13 protein-coding genes and 2 pseudogenes are annotated in these 23257 nt (G+C 58.8%); 5 read left to right on the top strand and 10 right to left on the bottom strand.

Going from position 1 to position 23257, the window contains the following annotated elements:
- Both AC1D10_RS31210 and AC1D10_RS31215 read left to right on the top strand, forming a co-directional pair.
- A pseudogene (locus AC1D10_RS31210) lies at positions 1-229 on the top strand (diaminobutyrate--2-oxoglutarate transaminase); the annotation flags it as partial.
- 131 nt (positions 230-360) lie between these two features.
- Positions 361-1833, top strand: coding sequence for an aldehyde dehydrogenase family protein (locus AC1D10_RS31215; RefSeq protein WP_477278657.1), 1473 nt, complete (start codon positions 361-363; stop codon positions 1831-1833).
- Between the two features lie 825 nt (positions 1834-2658).
- Here AC1D10_RS31215 and AC1D10_RS31220 read toward each other — a convergent pair.
- From AC1D10_RS31220 to AC1D10_RS31245, 6 genes are all read right to left on the bottom strand, one after another.
- Positions 2659-4089: an NAD-dependent succinate-semialdehyde dehydrogenase gene (locus tag AC1D10_RS31220; protein WP_477278798.1), complete on the bottom strand. Its 1431-nt coding sequence runs from the start codon at positions 4087-4089 to the stop codon at positions 2659-2661.
- A 405-nt stretch (positions 4090-4494) separates the two neighbouring features.
- Positions 4495-6210: an acetolactate synthase catalytic subunit gene (locus AC1D10_RS31225; protein WP_477278658.1), complete on the bottom strand. Its 1716-nt coding sequence runs from the start codon at positions 6208-6210 to the stop codon at positions 4495-4497.
- Positions 6210-7580: an aspartate aminotransferase family protein gene (locus AC1D10_RS31230; RefSeq protein WP_477278659.1), complete on the bottom strand. Its 1371-nt coding sequence runs from the start codon at positions 7578-7580 to the stop codon at positions 6210-6212. Before AC1D10_RS31230 ends, AC1D10_RS31225 begins: the two co-directional genes overlap by 1 nt.
- An 82-nt stretch (positions 7581-7662) precedes the next feature.
- Complete coding sequence (locus AC1D10_RS31235; protein ID WP_477278660.1) at positions 7663-8916, bottom strand: aspartate aminotransferase family protein; 1254 nt, start codon at positions 8914-8916, stop codon at positions 7663-7665.
- A gap of 249 nt (positions 8917-9165) precedes the next feature.
- On the bottom strand, positions 9166-10962 hold the full coding sequence (locus tag AC1D10_RS31240; protein WP_477278661.1) for a hydantoinase B/oxoprolinase family protein: 1797 nt from the start codon (positions 10960-10962) through the stop codon (positions 9166-9168).
- A 5-nt stretch (positions 10963-10967) separates the two neighbouring features.
- On the bottom strand, positions 10968-13031 hold the full coding sequence (locus tag AC1D10_RS31245) for a hydantoinase/oxoprolinase family protein (RefSeq protein ID WP_477278662.1): 2064 nt from the start codon (positions 13029-13031) through the stop codon (positions 10968-10970).
- A 173-nt stretch (positions 13032-13204) separates the two neighbouring features.
- Between AC1D10_RS31245 and AC1D10_RS31250 the strand changes: the two genes are divergently transcribed.
- The gene (locus AC1D10_RS31250; RefSeq protein ID WP_477278663.1) at positions 13205-14116 is read left to right on the top strand and encodes a MurR/RpiR family transcriptional regulator; all 912 of its coding nucleotides are present in this window, start codon (positions 13205-13207) and stop codon (positions 14114-14116) included.
- Between the two features lie 250 nt (positions 14117-14366).
- On the opposite strand, the gene AC1D10_RS31255 is transcribed toward AC1D10_RS31250, so the two are convergent.
- Positions 14367-16001, bottom strand: coding sequence for a M81 family metallopeptidase (locus tag AC1D10_RS31255; RefSeq protein WP_477278799.1), 1635 nt, complete (start codon positions 15999-16001; stop codon positions 14367-14369).
- 135 nt (positions 16002-16136) lie between these two features.
- Entirely contained in the window at positions 16137-16685 is a 549-nt protein-coding gene (locus AC1D10_RS31260) for a cupin domain-containing protein (protein ID WP_477278800.1), read from the bottom strand.
- 153 nt (positions 16686-16838) lie between these two features.
- On the opposite strand from AC1D10_RS31260, the gene hisD reads away from it, so the two are divergent.
- Positions 16839-18146: a histidinol dehydrogenase gene (gene hisD, locus AC1D10_RS31265; protein WP_477278664.1), complete on the top strand. Its 1308-nt coding sequence runs from the start codon at positions 16839-16841 to the stop codon at positions 18144-18146.
- Positions 18147-18781: 635 nt separating this feature from the next.
- Here hisD and AC1D10_RS31270 read toward each other — a convergent pair.
- Positions 18782-19231 (bottom strand): annotated as a pseudogene (locus AC1D10_RS31270) (FMN-binding negative transcriptional regulator); the annotation flags it as partial.
- Positions 19232-20092: 861 nt separating this feature from the next.
- Positions 20093-21505, bottom strand: a complete 1413-nt coding sequence (locus AC1D10_RS31275; RefSeq protein WP_477278665.1) for a helix-turn-helix domain-containing protein — start codon at positions 21503-21505, stop codon at positions 20093-20095.
- Positions 21506-21723: 218 nt separating this feature from the next.
- Between AC1D10_RS31275 and AC1D10_RS31280 the strand changes: the two genes are divergently transcribed.
- Positions 21724-23256: an acyl-CoA carboxylase subunit beta gene (locus AC1D10_RS31280; RefSeq protein WP_477278666.1), complete on the top strand. Its 1533-nt coding sequence runs from the start codon at positions 21724-21726 to the stop codon at positions 23254-23256.
- The last annotated feature ends 1 nt before the right edge of the window (position 23257 follow it).

Below are 23257 nucleotides of genomic sequence, written 5' to 3' on the forward strand. Positions count from 1 at the left end.
CCGCGGATTGATGTACGGGCTCGTATCATCAAAGCACCACTCGCTGCCGGGCCTTGTCTCGCAGGAAGCTTTTCGCCGCGGCCTGGTGATCGAGACCGCTGGCTCGTTCGGTGAGGTCCTGAAGTTCATGACTGCCCTCACCATCACCGAGGCTGACCTGAGCCGGGGGCTATCCATCATTCGCGAAAGCATCAGCGCGGTGCAGGACAGTATCACGGCAAGCCGCTGAGAGTAGAAGGACATTCTGCTGCCGTAACCGATCTTCCGGCGGGGCTTTTGGCTTGGGCTTTGGCGAGCCAGTTGTGCCTTCTCACTCCGCACCAACTTTAGGAGTTCATGATCATGGTGAGAAGAATTGGCATGGCTAATACAGACGTAATCAGAAATTTCATCGATGGGGAGTGGCGGGATTCTTTGTCCGGCAATCGTATCGAGGTTGATGATCCGTCGCATGCCGAGACGATTGCCGTCGTAGCAGAAGCAGGTCCCGAAGAGGTCGAACTCGCCGTTGCTTCCGCCCACCGCGTTTTTCGGGACCGCGTTCTGATAGACATGCCTCCCTATGATCGTGGATGCATGCTGTTTCGCATCGCCGAAGCACTCGAAGCGCGCGGCGACGAGATCGCGACCATTAACTGCATGGAGACGGGAAAGGCGTTGAGTGGCGCGCATGACGAAGTTCGGACCGCCATCAGATACCTGCGGTACTACGGGGGCTTGGCCGACAAACTTGAAGGTCGCTCAATCCCGCGCGGGGCCAACTTGGTCGACTACACTATCAGAAGCCCCTTCGGCGTCTCCGCCCAAATCGTTCCGTGGAATAACCCGCTGGAACTGACGGCCCGTTCCCTGGCCTGCGCGATCGCAACCGGCAACTCAGTGGTGGTGAAGTCCCCTGAGTTGGCGCCTCTATCCGGAATTGAAATTGCACGTGCCTGCGAAACCGCTGGTGTGCCTGCCGGAGCAGTCAACGTGCTCACAGGCTACGGCCAAACGACAGGCCAGGCACTGATAGAACATCCCGCTGTCCGCCACATCGTCTTCACAGGCTCGCTTGCCACCGGGCGAACGATCCTCAAGGCCGCATCGGAGCGTATCGTGCCATGTATCATGGAACTGGGCGGCAAGTCGGCGGCGGTTGTGTATTCCGATGCCGATCTAGATTGCGTTGTGGATGCCGTGCGCATAGGAACCTATTATAATGCGGGCCAGAATTGCAACGGCCTTACACGTCTGCTTGTAGAACGTTCGATTGCAGACGAACTGGTGGAACGAGTAAAGGTCCGCATCGAAGGACTGTCGATCGGTCCAGGACGCGAGAACTGCGACATTACGCCGTTGATCTCACAAAGACAGCGGCAGGGGGTCGAGCAGGCTTGCCAGACGGCGCTCAGTCAGGGTGCGCGGCTTGTGACCGGCGGGACCGCGCTTTCTGATCGGAGCGGCTATTTTATGGCACCGACATTATTTGCCGATGTTGCGCGAGACAGTAGTCTCTTCCAGAAAGAAACCTTTGGCCCTGTTCTCGCTGTCACGACCTTCGACGACCCCACAATGGCGGTCGATCTTGCCAACGGTACCGATCAGGGCTTGGCTGCAGGCGTATTCACGCGAAATCTAGACCGGGCCCTTTGGACCGCCGACCGCCTTTGGGCTGGCCAAGTTTACGTGAATGGATGGTACGTCGGCGGCGTGGAAACCCCGTTCGGTGGAATAAATCAGTCCGGCTACGGTAGGGAGAAGGGTCAGGAAGCGCTGGACGGCTACGTTCAGACGAGAAATATAGGGATTCGGATCTCACAACCATCCGGTGACGCATCAGCAGGCATGTGAGTAGACCATGGGGACAACTGACTAAGGATCGCCTTTAGGTCGCGCCCGATTGGTCATCTGGGAAAGCTAGGCGCATGGGACTTGTCGATGTCGAGCGCTCTTTGCGGGTCGAGCTCGGAGGGGCTACCCGCGATCGAAACGCGTCACATAACCAGATTTGATCGCCGCCCCACGTGCGTGCAATTCCGAAGGCAACTCCGCGATCGAGTAAGCTCAAACGCTTCGTCATGGATGAGGACCAAGTGAAGAACGTGGGTCATCTCGGTATTCCGTAACAGCCGAACGCATGCAAATAACACCGGCCCAAGGCTCGTTCCATCGCGGCGCGCGAACAGCGACATACGGGTCCGCACTCGTCGTCCGCCTCCCCATACGACCATCTCCACGTGTGGAGACGCATCATACCCGGGAGCTTCGGAACGGATGTCGCGCTACCGATAGCTCCCTCTGCAGACAAGCCGCACTTGGGTGCAACTTGGTTCGTCGGGTATCGTCGCCTCAACCGGCCCCCCTGCGTTTACGCGAGACCAGGCAGGGATGAAGGCGTTCTCTCCAGAAGGACCATGGACTGTTCGAGCGTGGAACGAGTGTCACGCCGTTCCGATGCGGGATGACCTCGTCCCAGAGCAAGGCGTCAGGTCGTCAATGGGCGAACGCACGAGCCGCCAGTACAGCCCAGTGTCGTCCACCCGAAACAGGAACCTGAACCCCTATGCTCGGCGTAGACTCGTGCGCCAGTCCACGCTTCACGATCTGACACCACTTACCCGGCGCAGCGGATTTGCCGCCGGCCGGCCAGGCCCGCCCGGAGGACTCGACGTTTGATTAGATGCCGGCTATGAGCATAAGCTTCTGTTCCGTGTACTCTTCTATGCCGTGGCGGGATCCTTCGCGACCAATGCCCGACTCCTTGACGCCCCCGAAAGGAGCGAGCTCGGTCGAGAGACGCCCGCTGTTGATTGCGACCATACCGTACTCGAGGGCCTCTGCGACACGCCAGATCCGGCCAATATCGCGCGCATAAAAGTAGGCGGCGAGGCCGAATTCGGTGTCGTTCGCCATCGCAATCACGTCCTTGTCATCGCTGAATCGGAACAGCGGGGCAAGCGGTCCGAACGTCTCTTCTCGGGCGACCTTCATCGACTGGGTGACGTCGGAAAGCACCGTCGGCTTGTAGAAGGTGCCACCTAGCTCATGACGAGCGCCCCCTGTAAGAATGCGCGCACCCTTCGCCACTGCGTCGGCAATATGCTGCTCCACCTTCGCAACCGCGGCCGCGCTTATCAACGGTCCCTGGCCAATGCCTTCGGCCATGCCATCGCCGACCTTGAGCCGCGCAACTTCGGTCGCAAGCTTTTCGGCAAACGCATCGTAGATGGAATCTTGAACATAGATGCGGTTCGCGCACACACAGGTCTGGCCCATGTTGCGGAATTTCGATGCCATGGCCCCCGCGACGGCCGCATCGATGTCGGCGTCATCAAAGACGATGAAGGGAGCGTTGCCACCCAATTCGAGCGCGAGTTTCTTCACGGTGGTCGCGCACTGCGCCATCAGGAGCTTCCCGACCGCCGTGGAACCGGTGAAACTCAGCACGCGGACATCCGGGCTGTCGCAAAGTGCCTTACCGATCGCCTGAGCGTTTCCCGTGATGACATTGAGGACGCCGGGCGGCAGACCCGCCTTCTGACCGAGGGCAGCAATGGCGAATGCCGTGAGCGGTGTTTCCAGCGCAGGTTTGACGATGGCCGTGCAGCCAGCCGCAAGGGCCGGGCCAACTTTACGGGTTATCATCGCTGCCGGAAAGTTCCAAGGCGTGATTGCGGCAACGACGCCCGCTGGTTGACGGATCACCACAATGCGGCCGTCCTGGATGTGGCTTGGAATTGTCTCGCCATAGATCCGCTTTGCTTCTTCGGCGTAGAATTCCAAAAAAGAGGCCGCGTACAGGATCTCGGCCTTGGCTTCCGATAGCGGTTTGCCCTGTTCGCTGGTTAGTAAGCGAGCCAATTCGTCGGCATATTCCACCACGAGATCGTGCCATCGGCGCAAAGTCGTCGATCGTTCCTTGGCGAGGAGACCTGCCCAAGCCGGGAACGCGCGCTTGGCCGCTGCGATGGCCTTGGCAGTCTCTGCCGGGCCGAAATCGGGAACCTTTGCAATTTCTTCGTTGGTGGAGGGATTGAGCACCGACAATTCAGGTTCACCCACCCATTCGCCATCCACAAGGCATTGCGCGGGCCAGCGCTCTCGCATCTCGGAGCTCTCGGTTGTCTTGGTGCGTTCAGCGATTTCGCCAGCAGCGCGCTTCGCCAGTTCAATGTCAGGCATAATCATGTGATTCCAACCTCGGTCGGGGTGATAGTGACTGGCCATGCGGGGAGCGAACTCCCCTCCGTCACGTCGATGAACGCTCCAACGAATGGATCCGCATGAAGAAGTCACGAACGGACGCATGATCCCGGAGGTCGGCGGGGCCGGCTAGCAGGCGGCCCCCCGGACGGTATTTCGTTGCGAACCGCCTGCTCAGCGGCTCGCAAGGTGTCCGCGTTCTGGCTGAAAAAGGCCACGTCCGCATCGGCGACGCACAGTCGGCGAACGCAGGCCAAATTCCCGACGACCCTCCTGAGACAACGGCAACTTTCGTGAAAGGCGCCTTCGTCATACCAGTTCCGATGGTTCGCCAAGAGTGCCCGTAAAAAGGGAGATCGGTGGGTGCGCATCAGGATCGGTGATGACTTCGATCAGCACCGGCGCCTTCGAGGACAGAGCGCGGTCAAGGGCAGACCCAATGTCGCCCGGATTTTTGACTGTGATCGCTTCGCAGCCGCAGGCCTTTGCGAGAGCAGCATGGTCGACGGGCGCGAAGTGACAGGCTGTCGTATAGCCGCCGAACTTCACGGTCTCGGCATCTTTTTGGAAGCCGAGCACGCCGTTGTTGAGCACGATCACCGTGAGGTTGATTTCGGACCGCACGAGCGTTTCGAGTTCTCCCCAGCTATGGGCGAACCCGCCGTCTCCGACGAGTACGACAACAGGACTGTCGGGTCTCGCCAGCTTGGCGCCCATGCCGAGTGGCAGGCCCCATCCCAGACCTGCCAGGCCCCGCGGAGCGATAAACCGCTGCCCTGCCCGAAGTGTGCGGAGCTGGCCGACGATCCACATTGAAGAATAGCTCGCGTCTGCCACGACGATGGTTTCCGGCGTCATACGCGATTGCAGGTCGTGCATGATGCGTTCCGGCCTCAACGGCGTCTGGTTGCTGCCGCTGAAGATGCTGCGATCCTGCTCAAATTGCTCCCAGGCTTCGGCGATGTCACGTTCAAGCGACACCTTCTTGGCCGAGCGATTGGAGAGATCCTCCGATCGAAGCGCTTCAGTCAGGGCTTGAATTGTTGTGGCGACGTCTCCGACGAGGCGGACAGACTGGTAGTTTCTGCCGATCTCGCAAGGATCGATGTCAAGGTGTACGACCGTCGCCGTAGAAGGAATCGAACGCCAACTATCGGTTCCGTTCTGGTTGGTCCTAGTGCCGACGAGAAAGACGAGATCTGCCTCATCCATGATGGCGCGCGTGCGGTAGCCGAGGGACCTGGGGCCATTCAGAGCCCCAAGGACGCCGCAAGCAAGGGGCGCGCGCTCATCGACAGCGCCTTTGCCCATATTTGTTGTGAAGACGGGTAGATGGGCCATGGTTTGCAGCTCCGCGAGCGCCTTGCTCGCCGCCGGCGAAACCGCACCGCCTCCGGCCAGCACCACGGGCGACTCGGCGCGAGCGAGCAACTTGGCGACCGCCGCGAGCGCGTCGTCGCTCGGGCGGATGGGGTCAAGCGGCCACGTGCCGTAGTTCCCTGTCCGACCGCGTGCGCCAGCAGAAACATTCTCGCGGAGCAGGTCGGCCGGAAGGATGAGCACGGCTGGGCCAGGCCGGCCACTGGTGGCCGCGATAAACGCGGAGTCGACATGGTCCTCGATCCGATCAGCCGTTATCACCCGTCGTGTCCATTTGGAACAGGCCGAGAAAAGGGCGATGTGGTCCAGTTCTTGGAATGCGTTCCGGTCAAGCTGGTTGCGCTCGACCTCCTGCACCAAGGCCACCACCGGAATACTCGCCTTAAGCGCTTCAGATAGCGGCGGTACGAGCAACGTTGCGGCAGGCCCATTTTGGGCACACACGACGCCCACTTTGCCCGATATGCGGGAGTAACCATCGGCCATGGCCCCACCCATATTTTCCTGCCGGTAGGCGATCTGCCGGATTCCGATCTTTTCGCATGCCAGAACCACCGCCGAGGGTAGGCTCTGGGCAAAAATCATCTCGACGCTGTTGCGTTGCAGGGCTGCTGCAATCCGTTCGGCTACAGTTTCTACGGACATTACTCCGGTTTCTCCATATTGTTGATGTCTGCTGCGTGTTCTTGAAGGAAGAGATGAAACAGGTCGGATATCGTGTCGACCTCGGTCTGTCCCATCGGTGTCGACAGGCACGCGGCAGCCCCATTCGGCAAAATGACACCATGCCAGGCAAAGAAGCGGGAGAGCGTCCTTAGGACGGCGTTTTGGGCTGGATTGGTTGCCGTGTCCCTGAACTCTCGCGGTTTGCGCCGTGTCGGATGAATTCGAAACAGGGACGCGGCTCCTGTAACTACAAAGGGAGCGTCGCGTTGCGTAATGATCTCGGTGAGGTTGGCGCGCAGCCGGTCGCCCAGTTCGTCGAGGCGCGCGAACGCTGCTTTGTCCAAATCTCGCATCGAGGCGATGCCGGCTACAATCGACAGTGGATTGGCCGAGAACGTTCCGCCCTGTGGCAGGAGGGGGCGACCGGACTTGGCGCTGAAGACCTGCATGACCTCTTCGCGTCCGCCGATCGCGCCAATGGGCAGTCCACCGCCGATTATCTTGCCCATAGTGATCAGGTCGGGTTTCAGCCCATATCGCGCCGAAGCGCCGTGGTAGCCTTGGCGCAGGTTCAACACTTCGTCAGCGATGATGAGCAAGCCGTGATGGCGGCAGAGCCGATGCAGCGCCTCCAGGAAGCCCGGGTTCGGCGCTATCAGGCCAGCCCGGCTCGGCATCGGATCGATTACGACCGCCGCGATCCGATGCGCGTGGGCCTGGAGCTTCTTCTCAAGCAGCTCAGTGTCGTTGAAGCGCAGCACAAGCGTCTCGTGGAGAACGCTTTCCGGCATACCCTTGTACAACGGCACCGAGACCGGATCATCGGCAGGTCCCCAATTGTCTGGGTTTGCCGACTGGCTGACTTCAACCCAGTCGTAGGCGCCATGGTAGGCTCCCTCGAACTTGGCGATCCCTGCCTTGCCGGTGAAAGCTCGTGCGGCCTTGATGGCGAACATTACGGCTTCAGTGCCGGTGTTTACAAATCGAACACGATCGACATTCGGAATCCGCTCGCAAAGGATCCTCGCCAGCTCGATTTCCATCTTCGTCGGATTGGCAAAGCAGCTGCCGCTCGCCAGTTGCCGATTGACGGCCTCGATGACCGGTTTGAACGCATGTCCGTGGATGAGGGTCGTAAAATTCCCGTTCAGGTCAAGATAGCGGTTTCCGTCGACATCGAAGAGATAAGCGCCCTCGCCTCGCTCCATGTACGTCGGAATTGGATCGCGTTCGATCGTTGCCCGGCTCGTACCGTCAGGAAATACCGACAACGCCCGTGCGAACGCTTCCTCCGACTGGGTCAGGGCCGGCGTTTCGGGCCGAACTTCTGCATTTGATTGCGTAGTCATTGACATCCCCCCCGCACCTCGAGCCATATCTGCAACGCCGGTGCGAGCGCTGCCGCCGCTGCGCTTTCCACCGTTTGCTCGATCACTCCCATGGAGATTGTTCCCAAGTTTCATGAATGGCATCTACAAGGGCGGCGGCTAAATCTTGGACATCGGTATTGCTCATCGGTGTCGAGAGCGCGCCGGAGCAATTCGGCGTCATCAGAAAACCGCGTTCCAGCATTGCAAGGTGTATCTTTGCCAGCGCAGTCTTCTGCAAGGGGCTCGGGAACGAGGTCCGGTAGTTTCGGATAACTTCAGTCTTCAGGTGGAGCCGAAAGAGGGAGCTCATGCCCGTAACCTGCGCGGGGAGTTCGCGCCTTCTGAGTTGCTCAGTGATTTCGCTACGAAGCATATCGCCCATCCTGTTAAGACGGGCCACGGCGTCTATAGTGTATGATTGCAGCGCCGCCAGCCCAGCGGTCATGCTGAGCGGGTTGGCGCTGAACGTGCCGCCGTGGGAGACGGCTGGCTTGCCCTTGGTGTGATCGAAGACCGCCATGTGTGACGCAGGCCCTGCGACGGCCCCTACAGGCAAGCCTCCGCCGATGATCTTTCCCAAAGCCACCAAATCCGGCTCAAAGCCGAACGTGGCATGGGCGCCATGATAACCGATGCGGTAAGAAACGACCTCGTCGATCACAAGCAGGATGCCGTAGCGGTTACAGCAATCCTGGATGACCTCCCGCACATCCGCCTCCATCGGAACCATGCCGACGCGGGAGGCGAGCGGATCGAGGAGGATTGCGGCGAGACGATCATGGTGTGCACGGATGAGCTCTCTGCACGTCTCGGGGTCGTTATAGGGGAGGACCAGAACCTCCGCGGCGGTGGAGACGGGAGTTCCCTTAGCGTAGAGCACACTCTCAGGCGATGAATCGCCCCAGTTCATTGGAGTAGAATCAAGGCTGACTTCCACATAGTCGTAGGCGCCGTGATATGCACCCTCAAACTTCGCGATCATCGGGCGACCTGTAATCGCGCGCGCGGCCTTGACGGCGTACATGACAGCCTCGGTGCCGGAGCTCGTGAAGCGGACCTGCTCAAGCCTCGGCGAGCGCGCGCTGATGGCTTCCGCAAGGCTGGTCTCACTTGTGGTCGGAAGCCCGTATGCGGTGCCGTCGTCCAGCACCTTGTGCAGCGCCTCAATTACCGGCGGAAAGGCATGGCCGTGAACGAGCGAGAAGAAGTTGTTTGCGCAGTCGAAGACCTTCCTGCCGTCCGCGTCGGTGATCCAGCAGCCGGCTGCTGACACGGCATAAGGCGGCTGGGGAGCAAAAAAAGGGGCAGCGCGCATGCTTCCGCCTGGCGTGATCCTTAGTGCTCGTTGAAACTCGTCGCGAGACTTCGGGCCAACGACCTCTCCCCGGTTATGGCCTAAGCTTGAAATGGACCGCACGTCGCAACTCCTTGCACTTTTGTTGATATGACTGGATCACATGAACCATTTTATGTCAATCAGGATCAAATGCTTCATTTCAATACGCGCATATTCGCCTACTCAGCTTCGGAGGCTGGTTGAGACTAACCTCCGCTGCCCTGCAAACTAGGGGGCGAGCAGAGCAACTTTTTCGAGTTGCTCGGCCGGGCCCAAAGGCGTGGGGCAGCGTACCCGCAAAAGCTCTCGCCTTCGCGCTTCTGTGGCCAAAAGATCGACTGCAAGCAAATTGGAGCTGAGGACGACGCCGTAGACGTCCCTGGCTACCTCAGGGCTCACGACCTCGTCTACCACGTCGCGCTGAACCGCGAGGGCATCGCGCCTGAGTGGATCTCCGAAGCCACCACCGCCTGGGGAGCTGACGTCCACCCTTGCAGATCCTAACTGCATGATTCCGTATTGCGGAAGGGCAATCTCTTCGCCGCCGTCCAACAGCGTCACGGCGATTGTGCCTTTCACTCCCGGCTCGCCGCCTACGATGCCATAACCGGTTGGTTTGCGACTGCCTTCACTGCGAAACGAGTAGTCTGCGGGCTGATATGTGGAGGCGGAGTATTCAAGGCCGGTTCCGCCGCGAAACTCGCCTGCCCCCCCGCTGTCCTTTCGCATCTCGTAGCGATGAATCTTTACGGGATAGATTTGCTCGTAGGTCTCGACATTGGGCAGGTTCATCCCGCCGAGAGTGCAGAGCTGACCGGCCGCAGGGAAGCCATCGCGCCCCCGGACGGCTCCTGCCCCGGACGACCCGTTCCAGTGATACATCACGTACGTTCTGCCGTCGTCTTTCCGTCCCGACGAAATGCAGTAGCAAGTCTTTCCCCAGCCGGCATAGCCTTCCAAAGGCATGGCGGTCGCAAGCGCGCGCCAGACGGCGTGGACAATCTCGCTCGTCGGATGCACGGTGTTCATCGTCATTGGCGCCGGCGGAAGGGCATTGACGACAGTGCCGGGCGGTGCCTCAATCGTCATCTGCCGCATGGCGCCCTGATTCTGCGGTACGCGCCCGTTGAAGAACGACATTACCGCGAGGAAGACCGCCGAACTCGTATTGGCAATCGAGCTGTTCTTGAAGCCGCGGATTTGCGGCGCGCTGCCGGAGAAGTCGACATGCAGATGCTCGTTCTTTACCGTAAGGGTGACGCGAACGGGCACGTCCATCGACTCAAAGCAGTCGGTGTCGGAGACATCCTCTCCATAATAGACACCCTCGGGAATTGTACGGATCATTTCCTTCATCAGTGTCTGCGCATGATCAAGGATCGCGCTGAAAACCCCCTCAGTTTCAGAGAAACCATACTCGCGGGCGAGCGCGACTACCTTGTCGCGCCCGGTGCGCGTCGAGCCAACCATGGCGGCAAGATCACCGTCAAGAAGATCCGAGGTTCGGCTGTTGAGCAGAAGGAGGCGCCAAAGGTCTTCGCGCACACGGCCGCGCTCGAAGAGGCGGAGGACGGGAAGCCGGATGCCTTCATGAAAAATCTCTGTCGCGGCAGCATTGTACGTTCCCGCCGCACCCCCACCGATGTCGGATTGATGTGCCCTGTTGCTCGCAAACCCAAGAAACCTGTCATCGACGATGATCGGGCGGATTATCGTCCAGTCCGGAAGATGGTTTCCTCCCGCTTCGTAGGGATCGCTCAGCAGGAAGACGTCGCCATCGTGAAGATCACCGCCATAGTCGCGAAGTACCGCGCGAACGGCAAAATCGCCTCCCCCGGTATGGATCGGAAGCCCGTCGGCGACGGATAGCGCATCGCCTCGGGCATTGCTTAGGAAGCAGGAAAAGTCGTGGCTCTCGCTGAAGATCGGGCTCTGCGCGGTCCGCGTCATCGCCCAGCCCATGTAGCGAGAGATGTGATCCAAACGCTTCTGCACCAGCGTCATCATGATCGGGTCGACGGCCATGGTCATCACTCCGAAATAGAAAGTTGAATAGAATAGTTCCCGCCCTCATCGACCAGCAGCATGTCCGCCGCTCCGAGGAGAATGGTCGTCGTCAGTTCCTCGATGATGGCGGGGCCTGTTATCCTCGCCCCGGGACTTAGCGTCGAGGGAGAGAACACGGGCGCATCGACGAAGCCAGTGCGAGTGTCGATCCATATGCTGCGGGTGATACTTGCCTGCGGGCTTTCCGCCGTCGCGCCGACGGCTTCCAGCGCAAGCGCGGGGAACCGGCCCTTGCCGATAAGATGAAAGGCTACGATTTGTATCTCGTTGCGTTCCTGCACGTAGCCGTAGATGCTCGAGAACTCTTCCTCGAAGCGATGCCGCAGCGTCTGCTTGCTGTCCGTGACGCCGAAGAACGGTACGCGCACTGTCCATTGTTGGCCGCGATAGCGCAGTTCCAAGAAGCAATCGATGACGATTGCCTCGTCGGAGAAGCTTTCAAGAAGTCGGCCGCGTTGTTCGTCCTCACGCTCGGACACCTGTTCGGAAATCCGCGCAAGCGTCTCATCCGAAAGCTCGACCATGCAGGATTGAATGAGGTCGTGACGAATATTGGAATTGCACATTCCAAACGCGCAGAAGACGCCGGCAAGCCGGGGCACGAACACCGACCGGCATCCCAGAAGCCGAGCCACTGCCACACCGTGGAGCGCTCCGGCGCCTCCGCAAGCAACGAGCGTCAGGGCTTGGGGGTTGACGCCGCGCTCGCTAGACATCCGCTCCATTGCGTGCAGCATGTTCTGTTCGGCGAGGCGGATGATGCCGATCGCTGCCCCTTCCACCGTCAGACCCAGCGGTTGCGCCACGTGCTCGGCGATCGCTTCACGCGCGAGTTCCGAGCGGATGTTGACCGATCCGTCCGCGTAGGCGCCGGGCCGCAGCCGCCCCAATACGACGTGGGCATCGGTAACCGTGGCCATCGTTCCCCCGAGCCCGTAGCAGGCCGGGCCCGGGCGCGAGCCGGCGCCCTGCGGGCCGACCTGGAGCATGCCGCCAGCATCGACATAGGCGATCGTGCCGCCGCCGGTACCGACCGTATTGATTTCAACGCTCGCCGTGATCGCCGGGTACCCGGCGATGTCAAGCCGGGTGGTCTCACCAACCTTTCCCCGGTCATAAAGCATGACATCGCAACTCGTCCCGCCAATCTCCATAGTGATGAGACCGCCAAGGCCATCTTTCCCAGAGAAATAGTCAAGCGCGCCGACACCAGCGGCCGGTCCTGAGAGGAGCAGGGAAACCGGGCGCTGTTCTATATCATCAATAAAGGCCGCGCCTCCGTTGCTTTGAACGAGAAGGAGCCTATTCGACATCCCGAGTTCACTAAGGCGCTCGTCGAGCTGTCGTAGATAGGGAACGACCCTTGGACCAATATAGGCGTTGACGACAGCAGTCGAGGAACGTTCGTACTCGCCCATGATCGCTGCGAGCTTTGCCGATCCGCAAACAAAGCAATCCGGCATTGCCGCTCGAAGGTAACGAACGCAAAGTTCTTCATTGGCATCATTAAGGTAGCTGTTGATGAAGCAGACGGCAACCGCCTGAACGCCAGACGCCTTGAACCGTGCGATGGCGTCATCGAGATCTGCCCGATCGACTTCAGCTTCGATGCGTCCGTCCTTCAGTACCCGCTCGGTCACCGGCCTGCGTAGCCAGCGTGGCACTAGCACATCGGGCCAAGGCGTCCGATAGTCCCATACGTTCTCGCGAAAGCCGCGGCGGATCTCGATTGCATCGCGAAAGCCCCGAGTAACGAGCATACCCGTCTTGGCACCCTTTCCTTCGAGAAGAGTGTTGGTGGCGACGGTGGTGCCATGGACGAAATGGGTGCATGCCGACAGGAATTCCCGGATCGTAAGACCCTGGCTCTCCGCCAGCGCGGAAACCCCGGCAAGAACACCCACGGAAGGATCGTCTGGCGTAGATGCGGTCTTATGAATGCGAATACCGGAACGGGATCCGACGGCGACGACATCGGTGAAGGTGCCGCCGACATCAATCCCAACTCGCCAAGATTCTTTCGCCAATTCCTTTTCTCCTACGGATTTATCTTTGTGCGTTGGGAGTGACATATCTTTGGAAAACGCTCCCGGCCTGCAGTCACGATCATTGGATCATACAGTTCAGCGTTCGTCAATATGGATCAATTGCTTCTAACTGGGAATCGTGGCAGCGTATGATAGCAATGCGGATCGTATTCATGAATCCCACACCGTCCGACATAGACGCGAAGTTGCGGCAACTCATGCCGGAGGCTCGCGGGCCTGCGGCTGCTGCGATCCAGTTCCTTATTGCCCACCGCGACGAGATACCCTTTCGCTCCATGCGCGAGCTTGCTAAGCGCGCTGGGGTGCCTTCAGTGACGCTAGTGCGGTTGGCGCAGAATCTTGGCTTCAAGGGTTTCGATGAATTCCGCGAGGTGCATATTGCTGAATTGATCAAAGGTCAGGGCAGCAACAGGGGCCGCGCTGCCGAGTTGGTATCCCTCGGGCAGAAGGAAGGTGCACTTGGATTTGCTGCACAGTTCGTTGAGCGAGAGATCGAGGCGCAAAGAGCAGCAGTTACGGCGCTGAGCGAAAAGCAGCTTGAAGCGGCAGTCCGTGCGTTGGTCGCAGCTTCACGGGTCTATGTGATCGGCCGCCGCCCCTTCTTTGCCCCCGCTTATTCACTTTCCTATTCCTTGCGGAAGGCCAAACCGAACACTCACCTGCTCGATACCGGTGGAGGATCAGGATTGGAACTCGATGACCTCACGCAAGAGGACGTCGTCATCGGCTTCACTTCCTACCCCTATAGTCGGGTCACCTTTGACGTGTCGCAAAATGCGAAGTCCCAAGGGGCTACGGTTATTGCCATCACTGACAGCGAGAACGCGCCAATCGCAAAGTGTTCGGACCATCTTTTCCTGATGACTGCGCGAAGCTACGCCTTTCCGGACTCCGTCGCGGGCGCTTATGTCATCGGGAATATTCTGGTCGCGCTCACCGTCTCGAGACTCGGGGCAAAAGCATTGGCGCGCATCGAGCGTAACGAGCTGGAAATCCGTGAAACGGGAGAATATCTGGCGGACCCCGCGCGGAAAAGCTCCAAGCGATCGAATGGGGCTAAATAGCCGTGTAGCGATACGGGCACTCGGCTGTGCAACCCAATTAAGTGCACAGAACCTGCGAATTCATGTGGCTGTGGGACCGGAACGCTTCGAAATCCACCACTCGGCCACAGGGCTTCGAACTGATTAGCCGGGATTGTCGGGCATTTCAGCTGTTCATAAAAGTCAAAGATGAGCCCGCTGCCATACCATCGATCTCCCAGTCCAGGATCACACGATGGAACCGCAACCATTTGGTGAGGCTGTTAGACTATTACCGCAGACGACGTTCGACCCGACGACGAGTATACTGGCGTGGCTCATACTCGATCTTGTCGACAGGATAGAACGGCCGCGCGTGCTGCCAAGGCAACTCGTCAACGTCGTACGAGCTCATGCCTGGCGTATCGACCGTAACCACATGGCCAATTTTGGCGAAATTCAGCTGAAAGTGATAGCCAGAGCGAGAGACAATGATTTTGGCCTTTTCAGGATCGAGACCCACGGCTCTGAAATAGTCGGGGTCCACATAGGAGTACGGCTGGTTTGTGAGCAATACGCTGATGTTCCCGACCCTGAAGACCGCGTATTTTTCAATGTACGTCTTCGTGCCGCGGTCCGACGGACCGTCGTACAGGACCGGAACGTTCGCGCCCAGACTTACAACCTTGCCTTTGGCGGTCACGCTCGGGCTTGCGCTGGAGTATTTTCCCCCGAAATTTAGGCAGATCTCGCCTCCGATGCCGGCATGATCACATGTTGCTACGGCGTCGGCATCGTAGATCGGAAAGTACGTTTCGACGTTGATCTTGTTCTCCAACAGGTAATTCAGGACATAAGTGCTGTCGCCTGGGCTGCCTGCAATCACGCGGTCTCCCTGATCACCTATAATGATCGGACGAGCCGACTGTTCGATATCCTTCAGCTGCTCTTCGAGGGTCGGGTACTTTGTGATCAGATCGTCCCGGTAGTCCCAGATCATTTTCATGATCTCATTGGCAAGCTTCCGCGCCTCATCAACTCGGCCGTTTCCATAGGCCAATACGGTCTGCCCAACCGAGGGGACGTCCAAAAACTGCTGGGTGTTAAAAATGGATACATCCCATGCCCGGCCCCGCTCCACAGCATTGTGGGCGTGGGCGTGTATCTCGACGAGCGGGCCGGAGAGCGTAGTGTCATTGCCCAACGTCAGCAAAGGTAGGAAGGTGGCGGCCAGAACCGGCTCGAATGTGCCATCAAGAATTCCCATCGCCGCTCGGAAAGCGCGCTTTGCGGTGGCGGACTGATCCTCGTGCGGATTTGTCAAATAACCCGAAAGGAAATCGAGGGGCGCCAGTGTGTTCTCTTTCACGTGAGCATGGAGGTCGAATGCCGCCGTGATCGGGACCCCATTGCCGACGATGGCACGGAGTCGCTCAACCAAGAGACCCTCTGGATCCGACAGGGTCTCGGTAAGCATACCGCCGTGCAGAGGAAGTACGATAGCGTCGAATTCGCCCCGCCTTGCCGCTTCGACCATGATTTCACTCACCTCGGCGAAGACTATGTCGTCCACGGGTCCCCCAGATTGCGCCCGGAAAAGGGTTGGGACAATCAGGTCCACGCCGGCCTCATGGGCGGAGTCGATAATCCCGCCAAACGTGGAATTTGCTCCGCGGTTGAGCTCGACGGCACCTTGCCCTTCAATAATCGTGAAGCGTTCTCGACGAGTGACGATAGGGTTGAAACTATGGGACTCTTGCGCAATACCCCCAGTGAGAACTCGCCTCCTAGCCATGTTAGACCTCGTTTTTGTTTCCCTGAGGCTAACATCGGGGGTTGTTTGAGCAAGTACCTCTACCGGCGCGGTTAATAAACTGACCAGACTCCCATCCTCGGCTTGCTGGCTTCTTGGCTCAGCTATTGCCATCGCATTGGGTATTGTCGTGATCTGCGGCACGGTCCGGCAAGCAGACCAACCATCGCGCCGATCATGCTTTCATCTATTGGCGCTGCAGGACTTTCCATCGTGCCATACTTGCAAGCGTCACGGCCAGGGGTCATCTCAGTATGTGGGCGGCGTGACCGCGCTCAGTATCTCGCTTTCCCGGTCGTAGACGTTGCGGAACCTGTGCGGCACACGGCTGTCAAAATAGTAGCCGTCGCCTGTCCGCAGAACCTTTTTTTGATCTCCTACGGTGACCTCAACCGCTCCGGAGATAACCATTCCGGCCTCTTGCGCTGCGTGGGTGAACTCTTCGCCAGAGTCTGCTCCTATGGCGTATCTCTCCTGAAGCATCAGCAGTTGCCGGTTCGGATGATTTAGCCCGATCACCCGGTACGAGATCGTCTCAACTTTTCCTATCTCCACAAGATCGGCGGCCGAATAAAACGGCGTGTAAGGCAGACTCGACTGGAGGTCAGAAAAGAATCCTGTAAGCGTCGTTCCAAGGGCATCCAAGACGGCCCCAAGGGTGTCGATCGAGGGGCTCATTTTATCCCGTTCCATTAAGGAGATCGTAGAATGCGAAATGCCGGATCGAACGGCGAGTTCTCGAACCCCTAGGTCGCGCCGGCGCCTCAGTTCCCGAAGCTTGCTTCCGATCTTAGGAATTGGGATCTCCTATTGTCTCAACAGGTGTAGCTAGCCGGCACGCGTTGATCCAGAGCTGCAAGTGGTGAAAATACTGAACAGATGGTTTCTGCGCAATTGCCCGAAAGACTCCTTTGCCTGATGCTCGTGAACCAACGAACAAAGGAGACCTCTATGATGTCGCGCCTCGAGGCCCTCAAAGGCAAGTTTATCCAGATAAAAGCTCCGAAGGGAGACGCGGTTACGGACAGTGCAACCACCGAGAGAACCGTAAACGATATCATCACCAACGTCCGCGAGCGTGGAGACGCAGCAATTCGGGAATACTCAATCGCGTTTGATAAAGCGGATGTCGCTAATGCCGAAGTTACGCACGACGAGAGGCTGCAGGCTATCTCTAGCCTAAACCCTCAGACCCGTGAGGACACAGAATTTGCTATCGCAAACGTTCGTCGGTTCGCCGAGGCACAGTTGAACACCATTCTCCCGCTCGAAGTTGAAAGCTTGCCAGGAGTTCATCTTGGCCACCGCGTCATTCCCATTGAAATCATTGGCTGCTACGTCCCGGGGGGGCGCTATCCGCTTCTGTCGGCTCCAGTGATGACCATTGTGCCGGCAAAGGTCGCCGGGTGTGACCAGATTATCGCTTGCCTTCCCCCGAATGCCCACCCTGCAATGATTGCCGGCTGCCATCTCGCTGGCGCAGATCGAATTTTCCGGGTTGGCGGAGCCCAGGCCATTGCCGCTATGGCGTACGGCACCGAAACGATTCCGGCCGTCGACAAAATCGTCGGCCCCGGCAACGCCTTCGTCAACGAAGCCAAACGGCAGGTTTTCGGAGAGGTTGGTATTGACCAGCTTGCTGGTCCCAGCGAAATTTTCATTGTTGCCGACGAAACTGGAGACGCGGCAATGATCGCCACTGATCTTCTAGCCCAGGCCGAGCACGACGTCCGCACCCGCGTCGGTTTGGTGACCACCGATCCTAAATTGGCTGAAGACACCCTCAAGGAAGTAGAAAAACAGCTTCGAGACCTCCCAACTGCGTCCGTAGCCGGTGTCGCCTGGAAAGACTACGGCGAAATCACTTTGGTCACGGACGAGGCATCAATGATTGCCTACTCCGACTATATCGCAGCGGAGCACTTGCAAGTTCATACTCGTGATCCGCAGGCGATCGCCAGGAAGTTGCGTAATTATGGCTCACTCTTCATCGGCGAACTGGCTAGCGTTGTTTATTCCGACAAGTGCTGTGGAACGAACCACACCTTGCCGACGATGGCGGCGGGTCGTTATACAGGCGGCCTTTGGGTTGGCTCGTACGTTAAAATCGCGACTCATCAGTGGCTTGACGAGCGTGGCGTCGCTGCCGTGGCCCCAGCCGCTGTCCGCCAGAGCACGACCGAGCGATTGGAAGGCCATCGTCGGGCTGCTGCGCTGCGCCATTTGTCCGCAGTGGACTCTAACGGGCTTAGGCACTGATGCGCCGAACGTCGATCGCGGCCAGCTCTTCAACCGCCACCGCCGACATGATCGAGCGAGCGGATCTCGAAATCTTATCCAATCCGATGGAGCGGGGCGATCCAGTTTGTCGGCGAGATCTTATGGAACCTCGAAACACGCGAAGTCGTAATGGTCATAGTCCCGAACGTGCGGCGCCTCGGTCGCTCGGAACTCGCCGAAAATCGGCTGCAGTTTTTGTCCGCTGCCCACCTACAGTGTCGTGAACATGCTCTTGTCCACAATGTGAGCGGCCGGAAGGAGAACTTTGACGCCGTTGAGATGGACCGATCGACCGTTTGCCTAGCTGCCGCAAATGGGCACAATCGCCTCGCGGAAGCGCAGCTGAACTCTTTCGACAAGGGGTTCGCTATCTCTCGCAAGAGGGCCAGCATTTCGGGTGTCACAGCATCCTTCAAAAGCATCCTTTGTCCTCGCATCAGACATAGGTCTGGGGCTTCAAATCTGCCGTTTGGTCGACGGACACCATCTCGCTTCTCCGAGGTCATGCCGTGAGGAGCAACAGGCAGATCGATGCCATCGCCGGAGCCCATCAAGGCATGCGTGGGGCGGACTAGCGCCCTGCAAATAGTGCAACTCATTCACCCACGTGGCCGCTATTTTGACTTGTGGGCCAAAGCCGCGAGCATGGCTTCCCCCACGCCATTGACCCCCTGAGCGTTTAGAATGTCACCTGCGTTCTGAAGGTCGCGCGCCTCTTTATTCTGGCTGAGCTTGAACTTGCCGACCAGGCTAGTTATCTCGATCTCCAAGGCCACGATCGCCTTGGTCATCGTGTCGACGAAGTCCTTTGGCGCGTCGCCCATTTTCCCTGGCGCTGGCTGGCTGGACTCGTGCATATGGGTGAGCTTTGCGATGTTGCGACGGACGTAGCGTTCATCGTCCCGGACGGTAATGCGTCCGTGGGCGTGGGCAACTAAGTAGTTCCAGGTTGGCACCTGCTTCTGGAATTCGTGGTTGCTCGGATACCAGTTCGGGGAGATATAGGTGTCAGCCGCACGAAAGACGAAGAGGACCTCGTCGCCATCGGTTACTTCCTCCCAGACCGGATTTTTGCGATTATCTGTCTCTCTCCGGAATTAAGCCAAGGTTAGAAGATCGTGTCGGTATTGCGCGCGCCCGGTCAAACCGGGTTGATTTGCGGCGTGCCCGACGTGTCTTACGCTAGTGTAGGGGGCGTCGCACGCTGTTCCCGATTGTCGCCCGAATATCTGCTTACTGGCGACAGTGAAAGCGCAGAGCTGGACCTTGGTCGAAAGGACTGCTCCGGTTTGCCAATCCTGTCGTCTTGAGGTTGACCAATCCGTTGTCGACCGTGAGCGGGTTTACCAATAAGGGCGGCTATATTCTACGCAAATCCAATATGCCAATCCATAATTAACTGTCATTGAGGCCATTGGTAAACCCGATCTTTGGATCGGAAACCCCTACCCTCAGCCAGAAAACACTCCTGTTTTCAATCGCATAGGCCACCCACAAGCGACCCAGAATTCGGGACTGGTAAACCCCGTGAAATGCCAAATAATTCCGGACGTCACACCAGTCTGCCATTTATGCGACTTTTGAGTACCAAGCATGAACGCCGAAAGGTCGTGGCAGTCGTTTTAATAGAGCCAAACTCGCGGGGTTCGCGTAGAAATGTCGGCGATGATATCGTCGACACCCTCCATCCATCCCGTTGCACAACCGCCTCAAACGTCTCCGGCAAGGACATTGAACAACAGCCCGACCGTCCCATCGAGCAGCCGTCAAGAACGACATTTCTAGCGTGTTTACGGCACACCTTCGCGACTGTAGAAAGGGAAAGAGCGTGTCAGCCGCGCTGCGGGTAATCTCACACTCAAAAGATGCATGTCGAAGGAAGACGGACCGAGGAAGTGTGGCGCCTCCGCCATTCCCACTCGAAATCAGCAAATAGTGTATGGCAGTTCGCTGCGTCGGTCGTGGTCGATCGTAATCGTGCTCTTGAGCGGCGGAACGGCGCGTTGGGTACAATCCAAGCGCCCGCAAATGCGGCAGGAAACGCCGATGGGCTCGAACGCTGAGCTGTTTGTAAAATCCAGCCGGTCTGCGTAGACGAAATCGCCGGCGTCGGAGATCTCGCATCCGAGCGCGATCGCATAGCGTCGATGAGGAGTTCCAAATCCACCGTCCGCCTTGGTGATTTCCGTGGCGATACTGAGATAACGCACGCCGTCCGGCGTCTCGGCCAGCTGGCAAATCATGCGGCCTGGGGTTTCGAACGCCTGATGAGCGTTCCACAGTGGACAGGCTGCACCGTAGCGGGCGAACTGCAACTTCGCGGCGCTGTGGCGTTTGGTGATGTTGCCAGCTCGGTCGATTCGCGCGAAGAAGACCGGCACGCCCTTCATCCGAGGCCTTTGCAAAGTTGAAAGGCGATGCGCCACCTGCTCAAGGCTGGCGCCGAAGCGCATTGCAAGCAGGTGAAGGTCGTGCCGAAGTTCTTTTGCAGCGGCGAGGAAGGGACGGTATGGCAACATGAGCGCGCCGGCAAAATAGTTCTGGAGGCCGATCCTGCATATCTCTGCCGCTTCGGAGGTACGGAAGCGCGCTCGCTCGATGATTGCATCGATTTCCGCCCGGTGGTCTAAGGCGCCGATCTGGAACGCCATCTGAAAACTGCGCGTCGATGCAGGCGAATAAGAGTTCAAATACAGGACGCGCGCGGAAGCGTCGAAACGCCTGATTACCCTCTCGCCACTGGCAGCACGCGCAAGGCGAACGTGATGTTGCTGTTCCAGATGATCCGCCAACACGGTGCCCACATCTCGATCCGGCACGCCGAGGCCCTTGGCCAACTTCTCAGCTGCCCGGTCGAGCTCATCGATGTAGTTATCAACGAAATGAAAGAAGTCCCGGACTTCCTCGTAGGGTGTCGGCTCGGCAAAAGCATTGGTTCGGATCAGCTGGTCGTCGAAGCTGGCAAGCTGCTCGCTATTCCTGCGATATGCCTGATGACAGGTGATCAGCGCGTGTGCGAGAGACGGTGCGTTTTGGGCAACGAGCTTGAGTTCCTGAAATCCGGCCGAAACTCCGCTGAACACCGGGTCAGCAAGGGCCTCACTCAATGCCGAGAGCAGGCGGTCGGCCTCGCTGCCGCCGATCGAAGCGATATCGACCTGGAATTTCTCAGCCAGGGCAAGAAGCACTGCCGCTGAGACTGGTCGTTGGTTGTTTTCTATCTGGTTCAGATAGCTGGTCGAAATCCCCAACCGCTCGCCAAATGCCGCCTGGGTGGCCTTGCTGGCCTCCCGCAGTTCGCGCACGCGGCGTCCAATGAAGAGCTTACCGTTTGCCATTTGCAAATTCGCATATTTCTATTCGCAATTTCATACATTTCGCAATCGCACACGGTCAAGCCTTTCCCGTGCATTGCCGGCGAACTAATGCGGGGCGCAATTCCAGTGGAGGCGCTCATGCGATTATTCGGCCAAGCAAACCCGAGTTCGAGGCAAAGCCGGCTGACCGCGATGCAGTTGCCGACGGCTTTGGACTTTGAAGCAAAGGCTGGCCGGTAATGCGAGCCGTGCTCGAACAACTCGAAATCCGTCGTGCTCAGGCTCGCATGGGCGGCGGGCAGAAGCGTGTCGATGCCCAACACGCGAAGGGCAAGCTGACCGCCAGGGAGCGCCTAGTTGTGCTTCTCGATGAAGGCTCCTTCGAAGAATACGACATGTATGTCACGCATCGCGCGACGGACTTCGGCATGGCCGAACAGAAGGTCGCTGGCGATGGCGTGGTCACAGGCTGGGGTACGATTAACGGCAGGCTGGTTTACGTCTTCTCTCAGGACTTCACGGTGCTCGGCGGATCGCTGTCGGAGACACACGCCCAGAAGATCTGCAAGATCATGGGCATGGCGGTGCGCAACGGGGCGCCGGTGATCGGCCTCAATGATTCCGGTGGCGCGCGCATCCAGGAGGGCGTTGCCTCGCTGGCCGGCTACGCCGACGTCTTCAAGCGCAATGTCGATGCTTCCGGCGTCATTCCGCAGATTTCGGTGATCATGGGCCCGTGCGCCGGCGGGGCGGTCTATTCGCCGGCCATGACAGACTTCATCTTCATGGTTCGTGATTCCTCTTACATGTTTGTGACCGGCCCCGATGTGGTGAAGACCGTCACAAACGAGATCGTGACCGCGGAGGAACTGGGCGGCGCTGCAACGCACACGCAAAAGTCCTCGGTCGCGGACGGGGCTTTCGAGAACGACATCGAGGCTCTGGAAGAGGTTCGCCGCCTCTTTGATTTCCTGCCGCTGAACAATCGGGAAAAACCGCCGGTGCGGCCCTTCCATGACGATCCCGAGCGGATTGAGTTGCGCCTCGACACGTTGGCGCCGGAGAGCGCCAATAAGCCTTACGACATGACGGAACTGATCCTTGCCGTTGCCGATGAAGGCGACTTCTTCGAGCTTCAGGCCGCCTTCGCCCGCAACATCATCACCGGATTTGTTCGCATCGAGGGCAGGACGGTCGGCGTGGTGGCCAACCAGCCCATGGTGCTGGCCGGATGCCTCGACATTGATTCCTCCCGCAAGGCGGCGCGTTTCGTTCGCTTCTGCGACGCCTTCGACATCCCGATCCTGACGCTCGTCGACGTGCCAGGTTTCCTGCCGGGCACCGCGCAGGAATATGGCGGCGTCATCAAGCACGGCGCCAAGCTGCTGTTTGCCTATTCCCAGGCGACTGTGCCGATGGTCACGTTGATCACCCGAAAGGCCTATGGCGGGGCTTACGACGTGATGGCGTCGAAACATATCGGCGCCGACATCAACTACGCCTGGCCAACCGCTGAAATCGCGGTGATGGGGGCAAAGGGTGCTGCCGAAATCCTCTACCGGTCAGAACTCGGCGATCCCGAGCGGCTGGCGGCTCGCGCCTGGGAATACGAGCAGCGTTTCGCCAACCCCTTCGTTGCCGCCGAGCGCGGCTTCATCGACGAAGTGATCATGCCGCATTCCTCACGCAAGCGGATCGCGCGTGCCTTTGCCGCGCTGCGGGGCAAGAGCGTCGAGACGCGTTGGAAAAAGCACGACACCATCCCGCTTTGAG

This window comes from Mesorhizobium sp. P2_A8 (assembly GCF_056404935.1).

Coding starts and splice junctions, on each gene's coding strand:
- AC1D10_RS31215 (WP_477278657.1), top strand. CDS start 361: ATGGCTAATACAGACGTAATCAGAAATTTCATCGATGGGGAGTGGCGG.
- AC1D10_RS31220 (WP_477278798.1), bottom strand. CDS start 4,089: ATGCGAGAGCGCTGGCCCGCGCAATGCCTTGTGGATGGCGAATGGGTG.
- AC1D10_RS31225 (WP_477278658.1), bottom strand. CDS start 6,210: ATGTCCGTAGAAACTGTAGCCGAACGGATTGCAGCAGCCCTGCAACGC.
- AC1D10_RS31230 (WP_477278659.1), bottom strand. CDS start 7,580: ATGACTACGCAATCAAATGCAGAAGTTCGGCCCGAAACGCCGGCCCTG.
- AC1D10_RS31235 (WP_477278660.1), bottom strand. CDS start 8,916: ATGCGCGCTGCCCCTTTTTTTGCTCCCCAGCCGCCTTATGCCGTGTCA.
- AC1D10_RS31240 (WP_477278661.1), bottom strand. CDS start 10,962: ATGGCCGTCGACCCGATCATGATGACGCTGGTGCAGAAGCGTTTGGAT.
- AC1D10_RS31250 (WP_477278663.1), top strand. CDS start 13,205: ATGAATCCCACACCGTCCGACATAGACGCGAAGTTGCGGCAACTCATG.
- AC1D10_RS31255 (WP_477278799.1), bottom strand. CDS start 16,001: ATGGCAATAGCTGAGCCAAGAAGCCAGCAAGCCGAGGATGGGAGTCTG.
- hisD (WP_477278664.1), top strand. CDS start 16,839: ATGATGTCGCGCCTCGAGGCCCTCAAAGGCAAGTTTATCCAGATAAAA.
- AC1D10_RS31275 (WP_477278665.1), bottom strand. CDS start 21,505: ATGGCAAACGGTAAGCTCTTCATTGGACGCCGCGTGCGCGAACTGCGG.
- AC1D10_RS31280 (WP_477278666.1), top strand. CDS start 21,724: ATGCGAGCCGTGCTCGAACAACTCGAAATCCGTCGTGCTCAGGCTCGC.